Raw genomic sequence first — 17,327 nt, forward strand, 5'->3', positions numbered from 1 at the left:
CAAGTGAATCTCTTACTTGGCGATCTTTTTGCATACCCCGTTACTCCAGCTTGAACTGCCGCAGTTCTTCCTCCAGCCTCTGTGAGATTTCGCTCAGCTCTCTGGACAGTTCAGCTACCTGCTCAATACTGCCGAGCTGCTCCTGTGTATTGGCACTTACCTCTTCAGTGGAGGCAGAATTCTCCTCGGTCGTCGAAGATATGACCTCAATCGCCTGCAGAATCTCATCCTTGTGCTTGTGGACAATCGAGGTGTTATTGCTGATCTGCAGCATCCGTACCTTCAGCTCCTCCAGGTCACTGTTCAAGCTGAAGAAGACCTGCTTCGCATTCTCGACAGATTTGGCATTCTCCTCCGCAATCGTAAGGCCAAGAGTAGTGTGTTCTACGGATAGGCTTGTTTTTTCCTCAATGGCGCTGACCTTCTTGTAGATTTCTTCAGTAGCCCGGGCTGTTTGCTCGGCAAGCTTACGCACCTCACCAGCTACCACCGCGAAGCCTCTGCCATGTTCACCTGCCCGTGCCGCTTCAATGGAAGCATTAAGGGCGAGCAGATTGGTCTGTGTCGCTATTTGATTCACTGTGCCTACGATACCCGAAATCTCATGACGGCTCAGATCAATATCCTCAATGAGCGATGACATCGCTTGTGTAGATCTGTGATTGTCTTCTGCAGCTTTGGAGAGTTGCTCCACCAAGTCAAGACCGGAACTGCTGAGCTCTGCTGAGGTCTGTACCATGGTTCCTACAGTCTGGGCATCACTGGTGATTTCGTCAATTTGATCGGATAATGCACCGGTTTTGTGGAGAATGCTCTCGGATTCAGCGGACTGGTAGTTGGTAGCATTCGCAATTTCATTAATGGCCGTAGCCGTTTCGTTCATGGTTATCGCGGTTTTGGTAGAGATGGCTTGCAGGTTCTGGGAGGATTGGGTCAGCACCTGAGTCGTATTATGAATCACCTGAATCATGCTCTGAATCTTCTGGACCATGCCCGCAATGCCATGAGCAATCTGTCCGATTTCATTGCGAGAGGCATCATTGAGCTGAACCGTCAGGTCTCCGTCTGCAATCCGTTGGATAGCGGCCAGCAGTTTTGGAATGGAGCGTAACAGGTAGCGCAGTGTGAGATAACAGATGAACACCAGGATCAAAGCGGCAACAGCAAAACCGGTGATGGTCGTCCGGGTGAAGGACGTCAGCTCGCTAAGCGCCTCTTGCCGGGTAATGGTTAAGCCTACAGACCATCCGGTATCCATGCTGGTGGCATAGCCGATATAACGGGGGTTGCCATTATCATCAATGAGCGATACGCCGGATTCGCCGTTAATCATTTTTTTACCGATGGCGCCTAGATCGCCCGGACTCTCTGTGATTTTCTCCTTCAGTACCTTGGCTTCATCCGGGTGGTAGAGAATATCGCCAGAGCGGGTAGCCAGAATGGAGAACCCGGTGCTTCCCAAGGAGTAGCTCTGCATGATCTGCGGGATGTCATCGAAGGCAATATCTGCGGCAATGAAGCCGATCATTTGGCTGCTCTCATTCAGAATCGGATAGAAAATGCCCATCAGCATTTTGCCGCTAATGACGTCGGCGTAAGGTTCAGAATAGTAGAGACCCTTGGATTCGGATACAGGCTTGAAGTAGGGGCGGGCGCGGATATCAAAGTCCGATTTAGAGGTCAGACCGTCATTTTGGAGGAAATATCCCTTCCCGGATAACCCGGCCACCCAGGCATCGGCGAAGGAGGGCTCAGACTTTACAATGTCCGCCAGTGTGGCGAGTGCTTCTGCGGCGTGGGGGGAAGTGGTGATTTGATCTGCTGTTGTGCTCTCAATATATTTTTGGAAAATCGAGTTGGTGGACATTTGTTTGACCAGTGAGCCCTTCTCCTTGAACAGAGCATCGAACTGGCTGACAATTCCCTGCGTTTTGGTCATCAGCATCGACTCTTGCTGGCTTACTAGAATGCTTTGGGTGCTGGAATAGAAGAAGGTACCCAGGATCGAGAAGACGACAAGAATAATGACTAGCAGCACAATGGCCAATGTGTTGGCGATGCTGGTTGAACGGACTGGCCGTTTTTGAATTAGCTGTGACATAGGTCATCTCCCGGATATGTATTAGAGCGAAAGCTCTTAAATAATATGTCGGAATATGGCGGATATTCTTGTAGAGTGAAGGATGTTATTTCACAGAAAAAACCGGCTGGGAAAAGATTCCAAGCCGGTGAGTAGTCTATTAGGCCGTGCCGGTTAAATGATAGGACATCCGCCGCAATAATCATGATCCGCTCTGAGTTTATAGGCCAGACAGCAGGTAGCCTTCACAGATATCGTATCGTGCGGAGGGTGGGGGTCTCTCCGGAACTTGGGTGTGATACGGAACGGATTGCTGCGAAGTCCGAATGCCTCCGGCGTCAGCTCCCAGAGTACAGCTTGGAATTGCCTGTGGATCTGGCTGCGGCTGCACTCATTGGAGGCGTCAAGAGCATCCTCTTCGATAAAAGTATACAACTGATTATAGACATGCTTCCACAGCATCACCGCTTTGGTCTGTGAAGCCTCGGCAAGCGCCGCAATAATTGGTCTGACCTCGTTCGTGTAGAACAACCCAAGCTCATCTATGAGCTCATTTCCATTCCTGTTCCGGTCATTGATACCCTCCCGGTGGTTATGGATAGGGAAGGCGAATTCGGGATACCCATCCGTGCGTACGAGCTGCACAGACAGGTTATTTAGTCGCAAGGCATGAGCCAGCGGATCTGCGGCTGTGAGCAGTGCGTATTTGGCTCCGCAGATCCCGGCGATCCATGTGCAGAAGATGGCTGCCGCTATACGTTTATCCTCAGTCCCGAGCATGGAAGCATAAGTGGTAAGCAGATGCTCAGCATGTGCGGGCATACATAATTCTGTCAGTCGTAAAGTAACCACTGCGTTCTCAACAGCTTCAGGGGAGATGAAGTAACGTTCAGCCCTCTGGAGCTCGCCAGTGTTGGCCATCTGAAGCCCCCCTTTATTTGGAGTTGCCTTCAAAGGCTTGAAGCACCGCATCCACCGCATAACGGTTAGCCAGAGGAGACATCCCCAGGTTGAACCAATCCTTGCCGGCCATGGTGTAGACCTGGTTCTTTTTGACCGCAGTCATGTTCTTCCATAATGGACTCTTCAGCAGATCCTCATAGGTTTTCTTCACCCCGGCATCGTCCTCGTTATTCAACTGAAGGAAGATGTGATCGGGATTATACTCCGGCAGCTTCTCCAGTGAGATGGATAAGGAAGGATCTTTAGTCGGGAAATTCGGGATCATCTCCAGCCCAAGCGTAGTGTGAAGGAATTTTCCGCGGTCAATCTGATCCCCGTAAAGAACGAAGCTGCCCGGCATCACCATCATGTACATCACCGTTTCATTACCCACCAGATCATCCAGCTTCTGCTTGGCTTCTGCCTCCTGAGCCTCCAGATCCTTAATTACGTTCTCTGCAAGCTCCGTCTTGCCGAGTACCCCGGCGATATCCTTCAGCTCATCCCGCCAGTCATCGCGCTGCGGCAGCAGAACCGTCGGAGCGATCCCCGACAACTGGTCATAATCCTTAGCCGACCACCATGTAGGGGCGAGGATCAGATCAGGATTGGCAGAGAGAATCATTTCAAAATTCGGAGTTTGGGCTATGCCCATCTTCAGCGTATCCTTGAAGGGCTCCTCTAGATAAGTCGGGAACTCCTCCTGGTAGTTCTGTACAGCAATGGGCGTAACGCCTAACGCTTGTAGAAACTCAGGGTAGACTACGGATAGGCCGACGACTCTGGTCGGATGGGCCGGGATCTTAATCTCGCCCTTCTCACTGCCTACTACCCGGAAATCGGCTTCGGCGTCTGCGGCCACCTTGGCCTGTCCACTGTTGTTGGAGCAAGCCGTCATTAACAATGTTAATACTATCGCCATGCAGAACACCATTCTTTGTCTTATCTGTCGCATATCTTCAATAACCTCCTGAGTATGAATACCTGTCATCTCACCTGAGAGTGAGAATCAATATCACTGTTAGGAGTATAAAACAATCTGAAGGATTCGACTATTGACAATCGCGCCAATATTTCATGTCTGATTACGCCAGAGTGCCAGCGCGGAGTCAAGAACCAACTCCTGGGTGAACGAGCTATACTCTGTCCAAGGGTAGGGAGGGAGGTACTCTATTCGTGAAAACCCTGCGGGATCAGGGGGCAGCAAGGACTCTCTGTCCCGGAATGCAGACCATAAGGCTTGCGAAGCTGCATCCTCATCCACTATGAACAGCAGCTTGTCCGCATCTGACGACCACAGCTCCTCCGGGGTTATTGTCTGATTGCTCAGTCTACGATCCACAACGGACGCCGGAATGAAATTCAGATCATCATAGAATACCTCAGCTAAGCTTCGCGTAGATAGCAAGGTGATGGACTGCCCGGATATGCGGGCAAGGAGCAGCTTGCCCATGGCTGAATCTTGACCTAATTGCGCCCGGATGCTCTTGGCCTTACGCTCATAGTTGTTCAGCCAAGCGGCTGCTTCCGGTGCTCTGCCCACGCATTCTCCAATGAAGTGTAATTGCGTGCGCCAATCCGTCTGGAGCTTAGACACAAAGAACGTGGGGGCAATCGCCTGAAGCTGCGGTAACATCCTCCGGCTGACCGATGGTTCCAGCCCCAGAATATAATCAGGGCGGAGGGAAGCAAGCTGCTGGATGCGGATAGCGTCATCTTGGGCAAGCGGCAGAACCGCATCTGTCTCATATTTACGGCGGTAATATTCTGTCCAGGGATGGTCAGCCGGTGCGGCGCAGGGAATAATATTCAGGGTAAGCAGCGCCCCAATCAGGCTGCCGTGGTAGGCAACGATCTTCAGCTTGGCATTCCGCATGAAGGTCGCCGGAGCTACACCGGTAATTTGCTTGAATTTGCGCCGGAAATAAGGAACGTCCTTGTAACCGACATAAGCGGCGATATCCTTCAATTCATAATTCGTATGCGGCAGCATAAGACTTCTTGCTTGTCTGATCCGGTATTCGGTCAGGTATTCAATCGCGCTGAGACCATATTTCTGCTTGAACAACCGGATGAAATGCCTTACGCTAATGCCCGCTTCCCCAGCCAGCAGGGAGATGGACAGCTCTTCACGGTAATGCTGTTCTATATAGGTCTTGGCGCGTTCCATAATCGTATCGGTATCGCTATCGCTAGGCTGCAGCTGCCTGGCATCGCTGAGCAGACTGAACAGCAGCTCATAGAATCTGCTCTGGGCAAGAAGCTGCTGTAAGGGGTCTGTACTGCCAAGGGAAGCGGTGATAGCCTCACAGTGTTTGCTGTATGTAACTGAAGAAGACATCGTTGTTTCTCCTTCCAGGGAGAAGGGGAGCGGGGGCTCCGTTGAGCTTATCCGGCCCGGTTGTACAGGCGGATTCTGCTGGCTAAATACATCAAACCGCAGAATGTATATATTCGGTTCGCCCGAACTGTCCAGGCAGGCTTCGATTAATTGCCCCGGCAGGCAGACAAAGGCAGCTCCCGCTCTGAGTTCGCCATACTTGCCGTCCACAGTGATCCAGCCCCGGCCCGAAACTGGAATCAGGAGCAGATGCGATTCAAGGAATTGCAGTCGGAGTGAACACCCTCCCGTGAGACTGCTGTTCTGCTCGCTGCTCCGAAGCCTGAACCACATCTGATCAAGCTGTCCGAAGGCTCCCGCAGGCGGGATTCCATCCTTACTGTTCATTCTTTGCACTCCCGTTCGCTATTGTGCGCTTATTTCTTACATTACTTGAGCATCGTCTGCTTACTGGCCAGTCGTTCGGCAATATCCTCCGCTTGCAGGATAGAGGTATACGGGTCTGAGCTTAGGTATTGATGAATATCCAGCTCATACACCTGGCCGTTACGGACTGCATCCAGTTCGCTCCATATCCCGGGAAGGGTCTCGTCAGATGCGCCTACTGTTTTCATCACCAGCAGATAATCACCTACATACTGCCCGAACACCTCGGAACTGATTTCAATGCTCTCCTTATTCTGATCAAAGAGCTCCGTCTTTACTTTCTCAGCAGGAGTCAGTCCAAGCAGCTCGTAGACGGCCTTGCCGCCCCGGTTTGCACTTTTGCCTACAATGCCCACACTTTTTAACCAGTTAAAATCCGTTATCGTGAAGGTTGCGCCAGCCGGCACAGCAGCCTGTGCTTTGGCACGAGCGGCCTGGGTCCGCTCCCCGAAGGACTTGTTCCACTTCTGAGCTTCTTCCTGACGGTTAAGAATTTCTCCCATTGCGCTGACCTCTGCCTGCATGGAGTCATAATCATCGGCTATGAATACGACAGTAGGGGCGATTCTGGAATAAGCTTCATAAGTCTCCTGGTTCCAGGTGATGATCAGGTCCGGATTAAGCTGAATGATCTTCTCCAAGGATACCTCGTTATGGTTGCCGATATCTTCCACGCCTTCAAGCGGCTTGCGCAGGAATTCCCCGTAGTCCAGCAAACTGCCCGGAACGCCTACCGGCGTCAACCCAACAGCCAGCACATCGCCAATGTTCCAGTCCACAACCACCCGGGAAGGGTGTGCAGGGACCTCCACATCTCCTTTTACAGTTGAGAGAATACGCTTATCCTGTGAATGGTCGGCTGTATTCCCTGGACGGCCGGAATTCTGCTTAGAGCATCCTGTGAGCAATATAGCCATTGCCAGCATACACAATAAGGCTATGTAGTACAAATTGAACCTTTTGATAATGTTCGACCCTCTTTCTTATTGAGAACTATTATCACTATAGAAGGTGGTCTCTATTTACACAATGACCAATCAGGAACATTCGGCATACCTGTTTCGGAACATGGGAGGCATTGCACTGAGAATCATTATCATATACTATGGGGACAGATGATAACGAATCTTGAAGTGTTCAAGCATTGAGACTGGAGTTTTCTTATGAATATAGAGGGGTATATTGAGCTTTGGGATAATCAGGCGGTCCGTCTGCTGGATATCCGTCAATCAGGCATGGAACCGGGAAGGGAATACAGAGAGCAGCGGCTGTCCTCCCATACTTTTATTTTGGTGCAGGGACGGGGCCAGCTGTGGTTGGATGAGACGCCTCATGCATTGGATGGCTGGTATGTATTGCACGGAAGTAAAGGCGCCGTTGTGCGTATGAAGGCTGACACGGGGATTGAGCTGTACTCGATCATGTATATGCTGGTTGAGACTGAGAGGGAGGTGCAGGAACCGCTGAATGAGCAGCTTCCCGGCATAACCTTACAGTGTGAATATGGGTTGAAGCCGCATTATCCGCTCCCGCTACTGGAGCTTGCTTCCAGGCTGTATGAGAAGTGGGGAAATATAGCTTTTCTTGAACGGATTCAAGTCACGGCGATATTCTACCAGTGGCTCTACGAGCTGCTGCAGCAGATGCATCATCAGCAGCAGGAGATCAGCCTCTTTGGTCCTGACCGTACCCGTCTGGCTGTTCGATATATGCAGGATCATTACGGTACCCCCCTGACTGTAGCTCATGTTGCTGCTGTGACCCATTGCAGTCCGAGATTATTAACCAGACTGTTCAAGAGCAAGCTGCAGACAAGCCCCGGGCAGGTACTGGCGCGTATTCGTCTGAATAGAGCCTATGAGCTGCTGCATACGGAAGCAACCTTGCAGGAAATCGGAGAGCGGGTAGGTTATGCCAACGCCTATGCCTTTAGCCGTTTTTTCAAGAAGCACGAGGGTGTATCTCCCGATTATTACAGGCGGCAGATCAGCGATTGTGAAAGAGAAGGCATACAGGACAGGATAACCCTGCAACCGCGCACTATACAGATGGCCCATGAGACCCTTATAGAACAGACAAGAGGGCGTACTTCCCCTATGGCGGGTATCGGGCACAAAAGAAGAAATATACAAACGGTGATGGGTGAGATTACTATTCCGGACAAGCCTGAGCGGGTAGTTATAGATTGGAGCCTGGGAGAAGTGCTGGCTTTGGGTCTGACACCTGTGGGAGCTCCACAAACCTTGTTGGACAGCAACCGGCTGCTTGGGCAGTATATAGGTTCTGAGGTACAAGATATCGGCAACCACAACCAGGTATCTATAGAGAAGGTGCTTGAACTTGAACCTGATCTGATCATTACCTGGGACAAGACAGCCTTTGCTTCCTTTGCGAGGATAGCTCCTACAGTAGTCTTTCAGAGTGATCATTTCCGTTCAGCCGGGGAAGGGATCGCCGCCATGGGGCATATTCTGAACCGCACTCAGGAAGCGGCGAAGTGGATTATCGAATATGAGACACGGGCAGCTTATGTGCGGAATGCGATATTGCGGCAATGCCCGGAACGGCGGACGTTCACTGTGATTGACCCGAATTGGAGTCAGGAGATTCGGGTTATAGGCAATGCAGCCACCCGGGGCGGGAGAGCTGCCTATGAAGTGCTGGGGCTGCAGCCGCCATGGAAAGTGTGGCAGGAGCTGTTCGAGCAAGGACATGAGTCGATTTGGATTGATCAGCAGGACATTGCCCAATACACGGAGGATTATCTGCTGGTTCTAAGAAGCAAGCAGAGTGGAAGGGAGGGGCACATGCCGGATATGACTGAACTTCACCGGGCAGCCGGCTGCGGGATCATAGAGCTGCAATGGGAGAACTACTTCTTGTCCGATCCGCTCTCGGCTCTGCTGCAGGCAGAGGAAATGACCAAGCTGATTGCTCAAGCGGATCAAGGATAAATGAAGAGAGTTATACAAGTATGTAAGCTTATTAGTTATAGAGGTGCTTCTATGAAGTGGTCAGAAAGATTTCGGATATGGAATCATGTGCCTGTGAAAGTGTTGGATATCCGTCATGTGATCATGCAGCCGGGAGAGAAGCTTCAGAGCTATACTTTGCCTTCAAGTGCGTTTGTGTTCACGAATCAGGGAGAAGCCAAAGTCATGCTGGACGGGTACGGAAGCGCATCACGCAATCACCAGGTCGTACATGGCGGCAAAGGTGCAGTTCTTCATATCTGCTGCTTGAGCAGTACGTTTGATTATTACCTGATCTTATACAAGCCTTGTCCCGGCAGCCCATTCACAGACCTAGCGGGGGGCAATCACAATCCGTTCCAGCAGCCCTATGTCTTCCAAGGGAGCGATCCCTGGATGATCCTCTCCCTGCAAGAGCGCATGCTTCAGCTTTGGACAAGCGGAGGGGAGCTGGAACGGATGCAGGTGACCGGACTGTTCTATCAGTTCGTGTCTGAACAATTCCGTCAGCTCCAGCTGGCGGGAGAGCAGCAGACGGAACCGGATCTGGCTGAACAGATCGCCCGTTATATCCGGGAATATTATCGCCAGCCCCTCTCTATGACAGCTATGGCTGAGCTGTTCCACTACAGCGCCCATCATTTGGTGAGGGTATTCAAGCGCAGGTATGATTGCAGTCCCATGGAGTATGTGAGCCGGACCCGGATGCTGCAAGCCAGAACCCTGCTGGCAGGGACAGATGCTCCTATCCGCCATGTTGCTGAAAGTGTCGGGTATACGGATTTCTATTACTTCAGCAGACTATTCAAAAAGCTGTACGGAGAGACCCCCGCCCAGTTCAAAATGCACGCACCGTTACACAAAGGTTCAATTCCTACCAATGATATGCCGGAATCGTTCATTGCTCCAGCGAAAGAACAACGCTATATTGATATCAGTGATAATCATTATCAATACAGAGCATGGAGTGTGAATGATTTGAAAGTTAGCCATAAACCCACTTTTGCTGTATCCCTCTTGTTCAGTCTGTCTGTGCTGCTTGCAGCTTGTGGAGGCGGTAATACGAAACCCGAAGCAGCAACAAGAATAGTTACCGATGGCTTCGCCAGACAGGTGGAAATTCCAGTCGAGCCTGGCGCGGTAGTGGCGCTCGCTTATGGCGGTTATATGCTTCCTCTCGGCCTGATGCCGGCGGGTGTCAACCAGGAGACGCTGGATCAATACAAGGAAGAGATGAAGACTGTGGAGAATATAGGGGCAGGAACAGGCAGTGTTGAAGCCATTTCTGCATTGGAGCCAGATCTGATTATCATTCCGGACTATCTTGGTGAAGATGTAATTGAGACCTATGAGAAGATTGCTCCAACCTTAGCCGTCGCCTGGGGCGGTGACCCGGATGTGGTGAATACCTTAAGAACCATGGGCGATATTATGGGCAAGCAAGAGGAAGCGGAGCAATGGATTGCTTCCTTCGACGAGAAGCTGCAGGGCATCCGCGATAACATCAATATCAAAATTGATGAAGGAACTACAGCGATCTCATTCATTATCCGTAACGGAGAGGTGCTGCTCGGAGGGGAAGGAGGTACCTTGGGCAAGCTGATCTATCAGGATTTCGGTTTTGCAATGCCCGAGCAATTCAAGCCCTATGCGGATGGGGGAACGGTACTGTCCATGGAGATGCTGGTAGACAAGCCGGCGGATTACTTTTTTACACAAATGACGGATGAAGAGCTGGCTGCCATGATGGAGCTGTTCAAGGAGCCTGTCTATCAGAGCATCCCTGCGGTGAAGAACAACAGGATTATTAATGTATCCCGTGTGAACTGGAACAACGGCCCTTATACCGTAGACAGAGGCGTTGATGCGTTGATTGAGCAGGTAGCGAAGCTGCAGGAATAGACGGCTGGATCTGATGCTGCCCCGGAAATGGAGACATCAGACTTTGAATTGATGATTTTTTTGACAAAAGACACTCTCCTCAGAACAATGAGAAGAGTGTCTTTGAGTTACCGGCTTCCCCTCATAACGAATCGGGTTTCTTCTGGTGCAATGAACTCGTGAATGATTTGACGGAAGGATTCGTGATTATCATAGCTGTTGTACATGCGCCAGGCCAGTGTGTGGGAGCTGCCGAAAAATAACCGCTCAAACTGGATTTGTCGCCCGCCGAATGCACCCGCTCCGAGTTCCCAAGCAAGCCGGAATAAAGCGTTTCGGAACCACGCCTCCGAAGCCGTACCCTTCAAATACTGACTGAGGTATGCACCAGCGCTTGTATCGAAGTCGGACTCCGAGAGGATCATGATGAGACCGCTTGAACTGAGATGTTGAACCATTTCAATCAGGTCCGGATAAAACTCCGAAAAGTGAACGGACGAAGCCAAAAGTGGACCTTTGTCTGGAACGAGATATCCGAATTTGTCCGGGGAAGCGCCTATTTCAGAAGCGAGTCTTAAGGCTTTGAAGGTCTCCAAATAGGTTATCGTTCTGGAAATAGGCTGAATAGTATGGGGCTCAGGGATAACGTTTTGTTCTTCCGCCAAAGATTCCAGCAACCCGAGAAAGAACTCTGTTTTTGCAATATAGCGGGTGATGATTTGATGGGCCATATGCGTATGGAAGTGACTCTCGCCGAACAATCGGGAACAGTACATTTCATCTCCGTAATAAAATACACGGTCATGAGGGATAAGAACGCGGTCAAATATGACTAGGGTATCCATTTCTTCATATCTTGAGCTTAACGGATGGTCGTAGGCAGATGAGGCTGCGTAGCTTTCACGGCAAAAAAAAGTCATCCCTTGCAGATCATTAGGCACGGCGAAGGCAAACGCGAACGGATTATCATCATCCACAAACGAGGGGGAAGGCGTTGGGAATACAAGCATTTCATCGCATGTAGCCCCTTGTGTTGCCATCATAAAAGCACCGGTTACAATCATCCCTTCAGCATTGATTTCAACGACTTTAGCAGCGATAGAATCCTCCGTAGCATCAATCTGGCCGGATATTTTGCTTGCTTGAGGCTGGATGAAGGCATGGGATAAGGTAATGTCATGATCCCGGCAGTAAGCATAGTACTTCCTGAGGTTCTCAGCATATTTCGGATTCAGCTCCTCAAGGATATCGGCAGCTGTAAACAGAGACATGAGGGCTGTATTCATATAGTCCGGAGAACGTCCTAAAAACCCATGATGGCAGTTGGACCAGAGTTCAATCATTTTTCTGCGGCGCTGTAAATCCTCAGCATTCTTGGGTGGAAGAAAAGATAGACCGACAGGCTCTCCTGTATCGGGTGAAGGGTAGGTCATCTGTGCTAAATAACGCTCATCACACTGCATGTTGTACATTTCGGCTTGGGTTTGTATGAGACCTTGAAATGCGGGATGCTTGGATAAAGGGCCTTCGATCCGTGTTCCTTTGTAAAAAATATTGATATTTTGCCGGTCGATACGTTCGATGTATTGGCTACCTGTTTTAATAGGCACACGGTTCACCTCTTTAAAAGACAGCTTTCACTAAAAAAAGCCGTGTTATTGCTTTTAATATACGTAACCATGATCTGCTTTGTACATTGTCCGTAGATCGTGCACTTGCGCCTATACGGTCTCTACCCCTGGTCCCATTCTGTGCTCCGTGGCAAGAGGTCATAGTGTGGAAGCTTCTCGGTTCTGAACGGTTGCTTAGCTTTCGATGATAATGCTTTCCAGCTTGAGATTAACCGGGTTTGCGAGCGTATCTCCAACTGGGCATTTGCTTTCCAGGAATCGTACAAATTCTTCAACCTGTTCTTTGGGTGAATCTGTTTTAATACGGAAGCTATACCGAATTTCTGAATAGCCCGGACGCACCTCCGACTTGTTGAAAAAGCCATCCAGATCAAGATCGCCTTCTACATCCACGAAGAAATCCTTGAGGTTCACGCCGAATTTAGGCGCATACACTCTGGCCACGATAGACTGGCATGCTCCCAGCGAGGCCAGCAAAGCTTCGACCGGATTCATACCGGTATCAGTTCCGCCCAAGCTTTTGGGCTCGTCAATAATAAATTCAAAGTTTCGGGATGCTACTTTCACTTGGACTCCGTCTTGCAAATGCGCAGATGCTTTAAAGGTTTGGAGAGCGGTCATTTTAAAAATCTCCTTCTATGGTTAGTTTATAATAAATTAAATCATACTTTTCCGCTGTGATTATTTTAAATTTAACTTGTCATATTGTCAATCCTCAAATTACCAGCTTGTCGATCTCTGGAACAGCGCGCGCGAAAATGCCGAAAAAGGGCCGTGAGCAGCCTGCCTTCCGGCAACCTGTCACAGCCCCAAAACTCAAATCCGATGCGGTCAATCGGCTTTTACTCGTCTCCTGTGGCCACCGGGTTATCTTCATAGCTAATCCAGTCACTCCAGCTTCCCGCATACAGCCGCACATTCGTATATCCGGCCTTTTCTAGCGCCAGTACATTCGGGCAGGCAGTTACGCCGGAGCCGCAGTAGACGATGACCTCACGGTCTTTGTCCAGTCCGGCAAAATGTTCTTCAAGCTGCTCCGCACTCCTCCAGCTACCGTCCGGATTTTGCGTGTCTTTCCAGAAGTAGTTGACCGCCCCAGGGATATGCCCGCCGACCGGGTCCAGGGTCTCATTCTGGCCGTGATAGCGGTCATTGGCCCGGGAATCGATCAGCACGGGAAGAGCAGGCACGGCATCCGCAACGTTGACGTCACTCTCAGACTCAGCGCCAGCATTATTAACTGTCTTCTCCGATACCTCGCGCACCTCCTCAACTCCCGCCAGCATCTGCGGCTGAACATTAGCTGTAAAGGTACTAGGCACCCGCACCGGCTGATGATCCGTCACCGGATATTTACCCTCTTTCCACTGGCTGAAGCCGCCCTCCAGAATGAATACCTGCTCATGCCCCAGGTAACGCAGCAGCCACCACAGACGGGCGGCGTTCATGCCGTTCTCATCGTCGTAGGCGACAATGCGAGTATCATTACCGATTCCGAGTTTGCTGAGCCGTGCAGCCAGCACTTCAGGGTCAGGCAGGGGATGGCGACCGCCATGCTCGCTCACCGGAGAGGACAGATCCAGTTTCAGATCCAGATAGATCGCGCCCGGAATATGCTCTTGTTGATAGCTGTCTCTGCCGGCCTTAGGCTGGCCTAATGTGAACCGGCAGTCTACGATGGTCTGTTCCGGCTCGTAGAGTCTGGCGAGCAGCCAGCGTTTGCTAACGGTTGCGTCCATATGTATCCCATCCTTTGCTTGTATTGTATGGATTACATTATAGCGGATAATCAGGCATTCCGCATATTATTGAAGTGGTGCAAGCATAGGCTTATCAGATCAGGAGTGATCGTGATAGTGAGCGTGCTGCTATTCTGTACAGTTTTACCAGAAACAAAAAAAGCTCAGGACTCGCCTGAGCAATGAAATGAAGTTAACTAAGGACGGGACCGATGATGTTCCAGTCTCCGAATGGATATACCTGATCAAACACTATGAAGCCGGCTGCATCCCGGGCTACTGCGTATAGCGAGATGTCGTTCACGAATCCGGGAGCACCAGGTGAAGAAACGGTGATACTGTAATTGGCCACTGTCGTTGGTATGATGAGCGTAACCACACCATTTGGAGCGGCAATCCCGAACGTTGTTGTGAAATTCAGAGTTTCAGCTATCCCCTCCGGGCCGGAATCTGCGACACTGTAAGCATTGACTACAATAGGTTCCAGCCTTGCAACGGTTGTGTTGGTGATTCGAAGCTCGACGAATTGCGATATTACTGTTCCGGTAGGCTCAAGGTTGGGCACTGCACCGATAGTATAAATTGGCATTTGGAAGTCCTCCTTTTCTCTTGATACAGTAATATATGTAAATCTGATAGTTTGTTTTGTATAATTGTCTTTTGCAGCTAAAAAAGGCGACTGGATCAGAGGCTAGCGAACCGCCCCAATCCTAGTAGATTTGACATAGCCGTACCCGGATTCTACAATTGCTTCTGAACCTAATAGAAAGGGGCATAAGCCTACGGAAGCTATAGTGAGTCAGGTCTGGCCTGAATGGAAGGGCTCGCTGCGCAAGCGGAGCGGAGGATGGAATAATACAACGTATTTCGTGGAGAGCGGGGAACGCCGCGCTGTGCTGCGTATCTATGACACCCATAAGGACAGGAACAAAATAGAATTTGAACATACGGTGCTGCTGAAGCTGGCCGCTGCGGGTCTGCCGTTCAGTACACCTCTTCCGATCCGTACTGCCAGTGGAGAGACCTTGGTTCAACTTGAAGAGAGCGGGAAATTCGCTTGCTTGTTTGCTTATATTGAAGGGGAATCCCCGTCCGGGCAAGCTGCGGATTACTATGAGTCCTTCGGAGAAGCGGCAGGCATCTTGTCCGCTGCGCTGGCTGAGATAGATACGGGCATCCCGTCCGTATACCGTCCATACTATGAGCTGCGGACCTCGTATCCGCTATGCACCCGTGAAGCGCTGTATGGTCTGGTGACGGACCCGCCCGAGTCTCTGAAGGAGCTGCTGCCGGAGCTGACCGTATTAGTGGAAGCCTACGACAACGTGGCTGACTCGCTGGAACAGCTTCAGAGCCTGCCGCATCAGCTGGTGCACGGCGATCTGAACGCTTCCAATCTGCTGGTGGATGGAGCGGATACCGCCCGGGTGACGGCGCTGCTGGATTTTGAATTTTGCACAAGGGATGTACGGGTTATGGATGCTGCTGTGATTCTGTCGGCCTTGCTCAGTCATGAGGACTCGGAGCGGATTATCCGTGATTTCTGGCGGGGTTATAACCGCAGGGTTACGCTGACTCCTGAGGAACTGGCGGCGATTCCGGTGCTCATGCTCCTGCGCAAGATAGACGTATTCCTGCATTTCGCCACCCGTTACTGGGAAGGGACCGATGAGGTGAATGTCCTGCAACAGCAGGTCCGTGAGCTGGCGGCAGAGGTAGCTGCGATGTAGGCGGGAAGCTGCATGGAACTTGCACTGCCTTCAAGCTTCCCTACAGGAAAAGCTGCTGATTATGTATTCTTTTCATAAGCTCTCTGCCAGATCGGACGACCTCGGGTTGATGATTGTGAGTGCCCCAGCAGATATCGCCGAGGGCCATTTTGATGCAGCATATTTGTATTTCAGCAGACTGGTCCTTAAGCACTTCAAGTCCATACCCTGCAAAATAGGCATCTCTGGCTGATGGATGATCTATGAAATATCTGGCGAACAGAATGGAGAAGTTGTCCACAGCCAGCCCCCACAGCATATTCTCGAAGTCTATCATTCCTGTCAAAATACCCTGCTCATCCACCAGCCAGTTGCCTGGTGTGGAGTCCCAGCTAATAGGAACAGGTCTGCTATGCCGGAATACATGAACGTTCTGAAGTGCCCAATCGGTTAAAGAGATTTCAGAAGATTGCAGCAGATTTTCCTCCATACATCGCGCTGTAACTTCCCTAATGGAACTAGAAACATAATTTACCGGGTCCTCATTATGGGATAACTCGATTGGATTTCCATTTATATCAGGGCGGCCGAACCAATCGCCAATCTGTGAATCATGCAGTACTTTTGTTAATTCACCTGCCTTACGGTAAGCGGCTTCCACAGCCAGGGGACTTAGTTCAGTATCCCTCATGATTAATCCATCCATGGATGTAATTAATATAGCCTGCCAGCCCTCCCCCTCGTAAGCAGCTATTAACTCAGGTACATACGGTTTCAACTGACCTATCCAGTGACGGTATGCATAAACCTCAGGATGCCATCTCTGTTTGCGGCTGTAGGTTTTTAAGTAATAACATTTAGAGTCCTGATCGGATTGCAGCTTCCAGACCCCGGTTCTCACACTATTCAGTCTGTAGTTTCTCAAGACCTGAAAGCTGCCAATGTCGGACTGAACCTGCTCATACAACGCTGTTGGATGGATATCCAGTGGCTTCATATTCTGTTGGTCCTCCTCGCGGAATGCTAGTTTTCACAGTATATACTGCCGGCCCGGTGATCTGGTCTGAAGATACTATTGAATTTGATTAGCTAAGTCTATAAAGGCGGAGACCTCTAATTTATTAGTGTGGATCGGATCTAGATTTCCGTTGATATAATATACAAATCGCGCCAAAAATCCGTTCTCCCCCTCCCACCAGATGGATTGAGTAGTTTCGTCTTCGTCATAGTATGCTTCTTTTCCATTATCAAGTTCTAAGCGTTGCTTGCCTTGGGTGGAAATTTTCTCTGGTGCACTCATAACCTTGCTCAGGATGTATCTTATTTCTTGCAGGGTCTGCTTGTTTTTATAATGAAAAACATACTGTTGTAGCACATACGGGTTATCAACTGCGATTTCAGTACGAACTTCATTGATCTCAAACGGAAAAAGATGTGGTTCATTGAAGCTGTAATTCATGTTTATGATTCGCTCTCCGGTTGGGTTGCTACATCCACTCATCAGAAAAATAGATACCAGAATGGAAAAGCAAATACTCCGCATGATCTCACCCCCTATAACTTTAACGAAAAAGGAATCATTTAGTTGTGCTAAAAAGTACGATAA

At 50.1% G+C, this 17,327-nt stretch carries 14 protein-coding genes; 3 read left to right on the top strand and 11 right to left on the bottom strand.

Annotated features, from left to right (window positions below):
• Window positions 1-40 precede the first annotated feature (40 nt).
• The 5 genes from NST26_RS14180 to NST26_RS14200 form a co-directional block, all read right to left on the bottom strand.
• Window positions 41-2,101, bottom strand: coding sequence for a methyl-accepting chemotaxis protein (locus tag NST26_RS14180; protein ID WP_340953297.1), 2,061 nt, complete (start codon window positions 2,099-2,101; stop codon window positions 41-43).
• 153 nt (window positions 2,102-2,254) lie between these two features.
• On the bottom strand, window positions 2,255-3,001 hold the full coding sequence (locus tag NST26_RS14185) for a (2Fe-2S)-binding protein (RefSeq protein ID WP_340953295.1): 747 nt from the start codon (window positions 2,999-3,001) through the stop codon (window positions 2,255-2,257).
• A 13-nt stretch (window positions 3,002-3,014) separates the two neighbouring features.
• Window positions 3,015-3,977 (bottom strand): ABC transporter substrate-binding protein, encoded by a 963-nt coding sequence (locus tag NST26_RS14190; protein ID WP_340953293.1) that lies wholly within the window; start codon window positions 3,975-3,977, stop codon window positions 3,015-3,017.
• Between the two features lie 120 nt (window positions 3,978-4,097).
• Entirely contained in the window at window positions 4,098-5,750 is a 1,653-nt protein-coding gene (locus tag NST26_RS14195; RefSeq protein ID WP_340953292.1) for an AraC family transcriptional regulator, read from the bottom strand.
• Window positions 5,751-5,791: 41 nt separating this feature from the next.
• Entirely contained in the window at window positions 5,792-6,706 is a 915-nt protein-coding gene (locus NST26_RS14200) for an ABC transporter substrate-binding protein (RefSeq protein ID WP_235191991.1), read from the bottom strand.
• 246 nt (window positions 6,707-6,952) lie between these two features.
• Here NST26_RS14200 and NST26_RS14205 point away from each other — a divergent pair, with 246 nt between their 5' ends.
• On the top strand, window positions 6,953-8,743 hold the full coding sequence (locus NST26_RS14205; protein WP_340953290.1) for an AraC family transcriptional regulator: 1,791 nt from the start codon (window positions 6,953-6,955) through the stop codon (window positions 8,741-8,743).
• Window positions 8,744-8,794: 51 nt separating this feature from the next.
• Window positions 8,795-10,663, top strand: coding sequence for an ABC transporter substrate-binding protein (locus NST26_RS14210; RefSeq protein ID WP_340953288.1), 1,869 nt, complete (start codon window positions 8,795-8,797; stop codon window positions 10,661-10,663).
• A gap of 107 nt (window positions 10,664-10,770) precedes the next feature.
• On the opposite strand, the gene NST26_RS14215 is transcribed toward NST26_RS14210, so the two are convergent.
• The 4 genes from NST26_RS14215 to NST26_RS14230 all read right to left on the bottom strand — a co-directional run bounded on the left by NST26_RS14215 (window position 10,771) and on the right by NST26_RS14230 (window position 14,601).
• Window positions 10,771-12,252 carry a 4-hydroxyphenylacetate 3-hydroxylase family protein gene (locus NST26_RS14215; protein ID WP_339314029.1) on the bottom strand — a complete coding sequence of 494 codons (1,482 nt, stop codon included), beginning with the start codon at window positions 12,250-12,252 and terminating at the stop codon, window positions 10,771-10,773.
• A 195-nt stretch (window positions 12,253-12,447) separates the two neighbouring features.
• Window positions 12,448-12,894 (bottom strand): OsmC family protein, encoded by a 447-nt coding sequence (locus NST26_RS14220; protein WP_339256326.1) that lies wholly within the window; start codon window positions 12,892-12,894, stop codon window positions 12,448-12,450.
• A gap of 221 nt (window positions 12,895-13,115) precedes the next feature.
• Entirely contained in the window at window positions 13,116-14,012 is an 897-nt protein-coding gene (locus NST26_RS14225; protein WP_339256328.1) for a sulfurtransferase, read from the bottom strand.
• Window positions 14,013-14,205: 193 nt separating this feature from the next.
• A complete protein-coding gene (locus tag NST26_RS14230) occupies window positions 14,206-14,601 on the bottom strand; it encodes a hypothetical protein (protein ID WP_036728963.1) in 396 nt (131 codons plus the stop codon).
• 205 nt (window positions 14,602-14,806) lie between these two features.
• On the opposite strand from NST26_RS14230, the gene NST26_RS14235 reads away from it, so the two are divergent.
• Window positions 14,807-15,742: a phosphotransferase gene (locus NST26_RS14235; protein WP_340953286.1), complete on the top strand. Its 936-nt coding sequence runs from the start codon at window positions 14,807-14,809 to the stop codon at window positions 15,740-15,742.
• A 40-nt stretch (window positions 15,743-15,782) separates the two neighbouring features.
• On the opposite strand, the gene NST26_RS14240 is transcribed toward NST26_RS14235, so the two are convergent.
• Both NST26_RS14240 and NST26_RS14245 read right to left on the bottom strand, forming a co-directional pair.
• Window positions 15,783-16,718: an aminoglycoside phosphotransferase family protein gene (locus NST26_RS14240; protein WP_340953284.1), complete on the bottom strand. Its 936-nt coding sequence runs from the start codon at window positions 16,716-16,718 to the stop codon at window positions 15,783-15,785.
• Between the two features lie 75 nt (window positions 16,719-16,793).
• Window positions 16,794-17,264: a hypothetical protein gene (locus tag NST26_RS14245; protein WP_036728957.1), complete on the bottom strand. Its 471-nt coding sequence runs from the start codon at window positions 17,262-17,264 to the stop codon at window positions 16,794-16,796.
• Window positions 17,265-17,327 lie beyond the last annotated feature (63 nt).

This window comes from Paenibacillus sp. FSL R7-0128 (assembly GCF_038002245.1).
Taxonomy (GTDB): Bacteria; Bacillota; Bacilli; order Paenibacillales; family Paenibacillaceae; genus Paenibacillus_AQ; species Paenibacillus_AQ silagei.